Origin of the sequence: Bradyrhizobium sp. NBAIM08, from assembly GCF_020193935.1 — a bacterium.
GTDB lineage: Bacteria > Pseudomonadota > Alphaproteobacteria > Rhizobiales > Xanthobacteraceae > Bradyrhizobium > Bradyrhizobium yuanmingense.
In genome coordinates this window covers 1-399 of the sequence record NZ_JADYVR010001024.1, presented here as the reverse complement: position 1 = coordinate 399, position 399 = coordinate 1, and the positions used below count along the sequence as shown (strand labels likewise).

Here is a 399-nt window from a genome sequence, read left to right as displayed (position 1 = left end):
GCGCAGTCTCGTCCCAGCTGGGGGCGCCGATGCTGCTGGCATTCCTCGTGCTGGGCATGCTGGCGGGGGAGGACGGGCCCGGGGGCATACCGTTCGACGACGTGTATACCTCGCAGCTCGTCGGTTGCGTCGCGCTCGCGCTCATCCTGTTCGACGGCGGCATGCGCACGCAGCGCGAAGTTTTTCGCGTCGGTTTATGGCCCGCCATCTCGCTCGCCACCATGGGCGTCGCGGTGACGGCCGGCATCATCGGGATAATTGCCGCGCACCTGTTGCAGCTGCACTGGATTCAGGGGCTGCTGATCGGGGCGATCGTCGGATCGACGGACGCTGCGGTGGTATTTTCGGTGCTCCATGCCCACGGGATTGCGCTCAAGCAGCGGGTCGCCTCCACTCTAG

General features: G+C 66.4%; 1 protein-coding gene. It reads left to right on the top strand.

What is annotated here, in order from left to right; translation table 11 throughout:
• Nucleotides 1-29: 29 nt before the first annotated feature.
• The coding region (locus I6F37_RS43270) for a cation:proton antiporter (RefSeq protein ID WP_249795501.1) at nt 30-399 on the top strand (370 nt) is incomplete at its 3' end.